The sequence below is a fragment of the Mycobacterium sp. NGS40 genome (assembly GCF_059812735.1).
The window spans coordinates 132,649-139,090 of record NZ_JCALDG010000017.1 but is presented as its reverse complement, the minus strand read 5'-3'; the positions used below and the strand labels follow the sequence as shown (position 1 = coordinate 139,090).

At 66.0% G+C, this 6,442-nt stretch carries 6 protein-coding genes and 1 pseudogene; all 7 read right to left on the bottom strand.

Features of this window, described 5'->3' with window-relative positions; genetic code table 11:
* Nucleotides 1-308: pseudogene (locus AC5Y5O_RS23640) on the bottom strand (hypothetical protein); the annotation flags it as partial.
* Nucleotides 305-943 (bottom strand): DUF6084 family protein, encoded by a 639-nt coding sequence (locus AC5Y5O_RS23635; protein ID WP_096286182.1) that lies wholly within the window; start codon nt 941-943, stop codon nt 305-307. The gene AC5Y5O_RS23635 and the pseudogene AC5Y5O_RS23640, both read right to left, overlap by 4 nt.
* A complete protein-coding gene (locus AC5Y5O_RS23630; RefSeq protein ID WP_096286184.1) occupies nt 940-1,581 on the bottom strand; it encodes a DUF5947 family protein in 642 nt (213 codons plus the stop codon). Before AC5Y5O_RS23630 ends, AC5Y5O_RS23635 begins: the two co-directional genes overlap by 4 nt.
* The gene (locus AC5Y5O_RS23625; protein ID WP_096286186.1) at nt 1,578-2,483 is read right to left on the bottom strand and encodes a NifU family protein; all 906 of its coding nucleotides are present in this window, start codon (nt 2,481-2,483) and stop codon (nt 1,578-1,580) included. The genes AC5Y5O_RS23630 and AC5Y5O_RS23625 overlap by 4 nt, the downstream gene beginning before the upstream one ends.
* Before the next feature lie 56 nt (nt 2,484-2,539).
* Complete coding sequence (locus AC5Y5O_RS23620) at nt 2,540-4,339, bottom strand: nickel-dependent hydrogenase large subunit (RefSeq protein WP_096286188.1); 1,800 nt, start codon at nt 4,337-4,339, stop codon at nt 2,540-2,542.
* Between the two features lie 70 nt (nt 4,340-4,409).
* A complete protein-coding gene (locus tag AC5Y5O_RS23615) occupies nt 4,410-5,465 on the bottom strand; it encodes an NADH-quinone oxidoreductase subunit B family protein (protein ID WP_096286190.1) in 1,056 nt (351 codons plus the stop codon).
* A 174-nt stretch (nt 5,466-5,639) separates the two neighbouring features.
* Nucleotides 5,640-6,401 (bottom strand): hydrogenase nickel incorporation protein HypB, encoded by a 762-nt coding sequence (gene hypB, locus AC5Y5O_RS23610; protein ID WP_096286192.1) that lies wholly within the window; start codon nt 6,399-6,401, stop codon nt 5,640-5,642.
* Nucleotides 6,402-6,442: the final 41 nt, after the last annotated feature.

Sequence of the window (6,442 nt, the reverse complement as noted above, 5' to 3'; positions counted from 1 at the left end):
GCCGGCGTGGCGAGCTCGGCAACCGGTTCGAATCGATCGTCGGAGGCGGCGCGTTCGGCCCGGCGGTGCTGCAACTGCAGAAACCGCACCACCAGCGTGAGCGCCTCGGCTCCCTCGACCAGGAACTGCGCCGCCAACCCGTCGTCTTCGCCCAGGCTTTCCGCGGCCGCCCCGGGCGGTCCCAGAACCCCGAACTGCCAACGAGATTGGTTCTTGCTCGACGTGCCGCGGTACGGATAGAGCAGATAACCCTCGTAGAGCACCGCGTCGGCGACGGCGCGGGCGCGGTCCCAGCTCGACGTTGTCATGCCGTGGTCCGTTCGCGATCCAGTAGCGAGGTGACCGCCTGATCGAGGTCGAGCATGCCCTGTACCGACTTGTAGTTGGCCAGCGCGGCGATGGTCTCGTGATTCAGCCGGACCCAGCCGGTGTTGGGATAGTGCTGCGCGATCAGTGCCCGCCAGGCCTGCACCGGCATGTCGTAGCGGTGCTCGCGGTCCCATGGCACTTGCTGGACCGAGAAGCCGCGGTCGGATTTGACGAATATGGTTCCGCTGAACAGGAATTGCAGCGGCACCGCGCCGTCGCGCAGCGCGTGCAGATACTTGGACGCCGCGACCTCGAAGTCGTAGGTGCAGTCCAGCGCAAGCTGCACGGTGGTGTGTCCGGTGAATCCGGGCACCATCGCGGTGCAGTGCTGCCAGAGGAACCCGTGCTGGGTGCTCGCCCAGCGCTCGCGCGGGCCGAACAAGTCGATCAGCCCGGCGGCCTCGTCGTCGGAGTACGACCGGCGCGGCGGCTCGATGCGGACCTGAGCGCGCAGCGCGATGGCGTGCACCGGGTCCCCGTCGGCCACGACGCCGACGCGGGCCGTCAGCACCGGGCTGACCGCGTACGGTTCGGGCGCGACGTCTAGAACGTGGTAAGCCACCTCGGCGCTCATCGCGGCGTCTCCAGTGGCGTTTCTAAAGCGCGGGCCGCGATCGCGGCGAAGAACTCGTCGATGAACCGCCGCGCCTCCTGACCGCCGTCGAAACCGCGCCACAGCATGCGCAGGCGGCCGACGAATTCGTAACAGGCGTCGATCGGGACGAGATAGCTTTGCGGCTGCGCGTATTCGTTGCTGACCCGGACCAGCAGCGCCTCCACGTCCGCGGTGAGCAGGCCCACCCGCGGATCGGCCGCGCGGATGGCGTTCCAGGCGTCGAGGTCTAGCTCGGACTCGCACGCCCCGGCGGGGCCGGGATAGAACGCCACCGTGCGCAGCAGCGCGGAGTTGGTGAAGAAGAACGCCACGCCGACCGGAATCTGCAGTGCGTCCCAGGCGCGCCGGTCCAGCGCGAAATTCGGGAACGCCAAATACCTGTCCGGCACCGCGCGGTAGCTCAACTCGGCTTGCGCGTCGGTGAACAGCAGATAGCAGGCGCGACACACACACATCAGTTGCCGCCCGGCCACATTCACTACGTGCTGATGCTCGTCGGCGATGCTCTCCGAGCACATTTCGCAGCGCTCGCCGGCCGGCTCGGGATTTGCGCGGCCGCTCTGGATACGGGCCAGCACGTCGTACGGGGTTGTCATGCGCCGGCTCCCAACGGTTCGGCCAGTGCCACCGATGGCACCCCGTCACGCAGCAGCAGGGGCAACGGTTCCAGGTGCGCTCCGTCGGGGCCGGCGCCCGCGTGTACGACGTCGAACTGGGTGCGGCAGCGCGGGCAGCCCAGCAGCGTGTCGCGCAGGTGGGCTCCCGCCAACGTGTCGTCGCACACCGGGCAATGGTCGACGTAGGCCAACGGCAGGTCGCCCACCCGGCACACCACGATCGTGGCGCCCGAAATCCGGAATCCGGCCACCTCGCCGGGCGCCAACTCGGCCAGTTCGGGTACCGGGTGCCAGCGGGACCCGTGCGCACGCGGCGGGGAACCGTTCGAACGCACCTGCGCCAGCAGCGATTCCGCGGGAATCACGGACGGCTCGGCCGCGGGTTGGGCGGTGACCACCTCGATTGCCGAAATCTCGGGCGCCGCAGCGCGAACGGCGTCCTGGACGGCGAGCTCCAGCGTCACCGCCGACGACGGGCAGCTCTTACAGCTGCCGGTGAACGCCAGCCGTACGGTGCCGCCGGCGATCCCCAGCAGGTCGACGTCGCCGCCGTGTGAGCCCAAGTACGGCCGCACCCGGTCCAGCGCGTCGCAGACCCGGCGATGCACGTCGTGTGGGTGCAAGCCGTGCACAAGGAGCAGGCTGGCCACCAGGTCGTCGGTGGCCAGCCGCTCGGCTAGGGCCGGGTCTCCGGCTAAAAGATACAGCACGATCCGTTCGAGGCCGGCGCCGTACAAGCCGACCACCTCGCGGACCAACTGCTGTGCGCGCTCATGCGCTGCCGCACCACCCGCCGCGCAGGAATCCAGCAGTGTCTGGATCCGATCGCCCGCAGTACGCCATTGTGTGTCGCTGTCGGGACCTTCCGGGCGATCTGCCATGCGTCCTCCAATATTGTGACGACCCGCTGCGCCCGGCTTCGCCGCGCTTGCGATCGTCACTCCCCGGCGGGTGATTGCGTTGGCGTGTGCAGTCTCTCCAGGGTCTTGCCCTTCCCCAGATACATGTGCACACCGCACGGCAGGCAGGGGTCGAAGCTGCGCACGGTGCGCATGACGTCGATGCCCTTGAAGTTCTCCCGGTCGTTCTCCTCGAAAATCGGCTGCCCCTGGACCGCGTCCTCGTAGGGGCCCGGCGTGCCAAAACTGTCGCGCGGGTTGGCATTCCACGGCGTCGGCGGGTACGGGTGGTAGTTCGCGATCTTGCCGTCCCGGATCACCAAGTGATGGCTCAGCACGCCGCGTACCGCCTCGGTGAAGCCGCACCCGATGCCCTCGTCGGGCACCTCGAAGCGCTCCCAGGTCTTGGTGCGCCCGGCGCGGATCTCCGCCAAGGCCTTTTCGGCGAAGTGCAGCGCGCAGGCCGCCGCGTAGGCCTGGAAGTAGGTCCGGGCGCGGTCGCGTTCGATCGTGTTGCTGCCGTACTTGGGCACCTTCCACTCGAACTCGACCGGCCCCTTCAGCGCGGTCTTGGGCAGGTTGATCTGCACGCTGTCGCCGGTCGCCTTGACGTAGCCGATGTCGACCAGGCCGGCCAGCGCGGTCGACCACAGCCGCGCCAGCGGGCCCCCGCCGGTGTCGAGCGCCAAGTGGTCCTTGCCGTCGAACCAGCGCGGTGACATCACCCAGCTGTACTTGCCGCCGTCCATGTCGCGCTTCTGCGGATGCGGGTTGGTGTGCTGGTTCCACGGGTGCCGACGGTCCACCGCGTTGCCCAGTGGATCGGTCTTGACGAACATCTCCTGTTCGGTCCAGTCGTCGTAATACGAACTGCCCAACAGGATCCGGATGCCGAGATTGATGTCGACCAGCGAGTGGGTGACCAGCTGGCCGTCCACCACCACACCCGGCGTCACGAACATCGCGTTTCCCCAACGCTCCATGTCCTGGTACGCGAAATTGCACACCTCGGGATCCTGGAAGGAGCCCCAGCAGCCGAGCAGGGTGCGACGCAGCCCGACCTTCTCGTAGCCGGGCAGTGCGGTGTAGAAGAAGTCGAACAGGTCGTCGTGCATCGGCACGACCTTCTTCATGAACTCGACATAGCGCATCAGCCGCGTCATGTAGTCCGTCATCAGCTGAATCGTCGCGACCGTGCCCACCCCGCCCGGGTACAGCGTGGACGGGTGCACGTGGCGACCTTCCATCAGGCAGAACATCTCTCGCGTCCAGCGGCTCACCGCCAGCGCCTCGCGATAGAACTCGCCGCTGAACGGATTGAGCGAGCGCATGATGTCGGCGATGGTCCGATAACCGTGCGCGTCGGCGTGCGGTGCCTGCGTTTTCTCAGCCAGGGCAAGCACGCTTGGATTTGTCTCGGCGACCATCTTCTCGCAGAAGTCGACGCCGACCAGGTTCTCCTGAAAGATGTTGTGGTCGAACATGTATTCCGCGGCCTCACCCAGGTTGACGATCCACTCGCCCAGGTGTGGTGGCTTGACGCCGTAAGCCATGTTCTGCGCGTAGCACGAGCACGTCGCGTGGTTGTCGCCGCAGATGCCGCAGATCCGGCTGGTGATGAAGTGCGCGTCGCGGGGATCCTTGCCCTTCATGAAGATCGAATAGCCACGGAAGATCGACGACGTGCTGTGACACTCGACGACTTCCTTGTTCTCGAAATCGATCTTGGTGTAAATGCCAAGGCTGCCGACGATTCTGGTGATCGGGTCCCACGCCATCTCGACGAGCTGACCCGGTTCCTTTTTTTCCTCGGTCGGTTTGGGAATGATGGTTGTCATCGCATTACTGCTCTCTGCCCCAAGGGCTGGTGGCGTGAAGATCGCTGAAACAAGACGAGCGCGCCGCGACCTACCAGGTGCGGCGTGCCCCGCTGACGAGCTCGGTGCCCTTGTGGCGCCAGCGCGGTTCCTTGTCGACGGTTCGGGCCGTGATACCCCTCAAACTACGAATCACGGATCCGTATAACCCCGACGCGGTGCTGGAGAGCTTGCCCCCGGGCGGTTCGTCCATGAACGGCATGAACTTGTCGGGGAACCCCGGCATCGTGCACCCGATGCAGATCCCCCCGACGTTCGGGCAACCACCGATTCCGTTGATCCACCCACGCTTGGGCACGTTGCATTTCACGACCGGGCCCCAACAACCAAGCTTGACAATGCATTTCGGTGAGCCGTACTCGGTGGCGAAATCACCCTGCTCGTAGTAGCCGGCCCGGTCACACCCCTCGTGCACCGTGTTGCCGAATAGCCACTTGGGGCGCAGCGCGTCGTCGAGCGGGATCATCGGCGCCTGACCGGTGGCCATGTACAGCAGGTAGGTCAGCGTCTCGGACAGGTTGTCGGGATGGATCGGGCAGCCGGGCACGCACACGATCGGGATCCCGGCCTTGCTTTTCCATCCCCAGCCGAGGTAGTCGGGTACGCCCATCGCTCCGGTCGGATTGCCGGCCATCGCGTGGATGCCGCCGTAGGTGGCGCAGGTCCCGACCGCGACGATCGCCGTGGCCTTGGGCGCCAGCCGGTCGAGCCACTCGCTGGTGGTCATCGGCTGACCGGTGGCGGGGTCGTTGCCGAACCCACACCAGTAGCCCTCGTCCTTGATCTTCTCGTTGGGAATGGATCCCTCGACGACAAGCACGAACGGTTCCAATTCACCGCGATCGGCCTTGAAGAACCACTCGAGGAAGTCGTCCGCGCCCCCGTTGGGTCCGCATTCGAAATCGATCAGGGGCCAGTGCACGGCGACTTTGGGGAGACCGGGCAGAGCCCCGAGAGCGATCTCCTCGACGCTGGGCTGGGTGGCGGCAGTCAACGCCACCGAATCACCGTCACAACTGAGGCCCGCGTTGATCCATAGAACGTGGATCAGCGTCTCTTCTGCTTTGACTGCTGCTTCCGTTGGCATGCTGCAGCTTTCCGGGGCCGGGCTGGGGCCCCTGCGCCGCCGGAGTCGACCGTCGGCCCACTTGCGCAGCGCTGTTTTTGGGTCTACTCCCGCCCTCAAGGGTTGTCAACGGTTCCGGCACGCGTCGTGAATCAATGGCGCTGTCCTGCAAATGATTTGCAAGACAGTCAGGGTTCAGTCCACGGCGCCTTCGGCGAAGCGTCTCAGCCAGCCGAACCAGGCGCCCATGCCGGCGCCGGTGCGGGCGCTGACCGGCAGGATCGGCGCCGTCGCATTGACCTCGCGAACGTGCGCGATGTAGCTGTCCACGTCCACGTCCAGGTGGGGGATCAGGTCAATCTTGTTGAGCAACACCACATCCACCGATCTGAACATGACGGGATACTTCAGTGGCTTGTCCTCGCCCTCGGTGACGGAGTAGACCATGGCCTTGGCATGCTCGCCGACGTCGAACTCCGCCGGGCAGACCAGATTGCCGACGTTCTCGATGATCACCAGGTCCAGACCGGGTAGGTCGAGGCCCGGCAGTGCGCGATTGACCATGGGCGCGTCGAGGTGGCATTCGCCGCCAAAGCCGTTACTGGTGTTCAGCAGTGACACTTGGGCGCCGCGACCGCTGAGCTTGGCCGCGTCGAGGTCGGTGGCGATGTCACCCTCGATCACCCCGATCGTCAACGGGCCGGCGAGCTCGTCGAGTGTGGCCGCGAGGACGGTCGTCTTCCCCGAGCCCGGCGAGCTCATCAGGTTGAGCGCACGGATGCCGTTGCTCTCGAATGCGGCCCGGTTGGCCTCGGCGCGAACATCGTTCTCGGCGAAGATCGCCTCCAGTACGTCGATGCGCTGCGTGCCGGTCTCGTAGTGACGGTGATCGCCGTGGTCGTGCTCGTGCGCGTGGGTGTGCACGGTGCCGTCGTCGTGCCGATGAAATCTACCCATCGCTCAACACCTTTCGATGTGCCAACGGTGCCGCGGGCCCT

Excerpts from the sequence above, each read along its gene's own strand:
- AC5Y5O_RS23635 (WP_096286182.1), bottom strand. The coding sequence starts at position 943 with ATGAGCGCCGAGGTGGCTTACCACGTTCTAGACGTCGCGCCCGAACCG.
- AC5Y5O_RS23630 (WP_096286184.1), bottom strand. The coding sequence starts at position 1,581 with ATGACAACCCCGTACGACGTGCTGGCCCGTATCCAGAGCGGCCGCGCA.
- AC5Y5O_RS23625 (WP_096286186.1), bottom strand. The coding sequence starts at position 2,483 with ATGGCAGATCGCCCGGAAGGTCCCGACAGCGACACACAATGGCGTACT.
- AC5Y5O_RS23620 (WP_096286188.1), bottom strand. The coding sequence starts at position 4,339 with ATGACAACCATCATTCCCAAACCGACCGAGGAAAAAAAGGAACCGGGT.
- AC5Y5O_RS23615 (WP_096286190.1), bottom strand. The coding sequence starts at position 5,465 with ATGCCAACGGAAGCAGCAGTCAAAGCAGAAGAGACGCTGATCCACGTT.
- hypB (WP_096286192.1), bottom strand. The coding sequence starts at position 6,401 with ATGGGTAGATTTCATCGGCACGACGACGGCACCGTGCACACCCACGCG.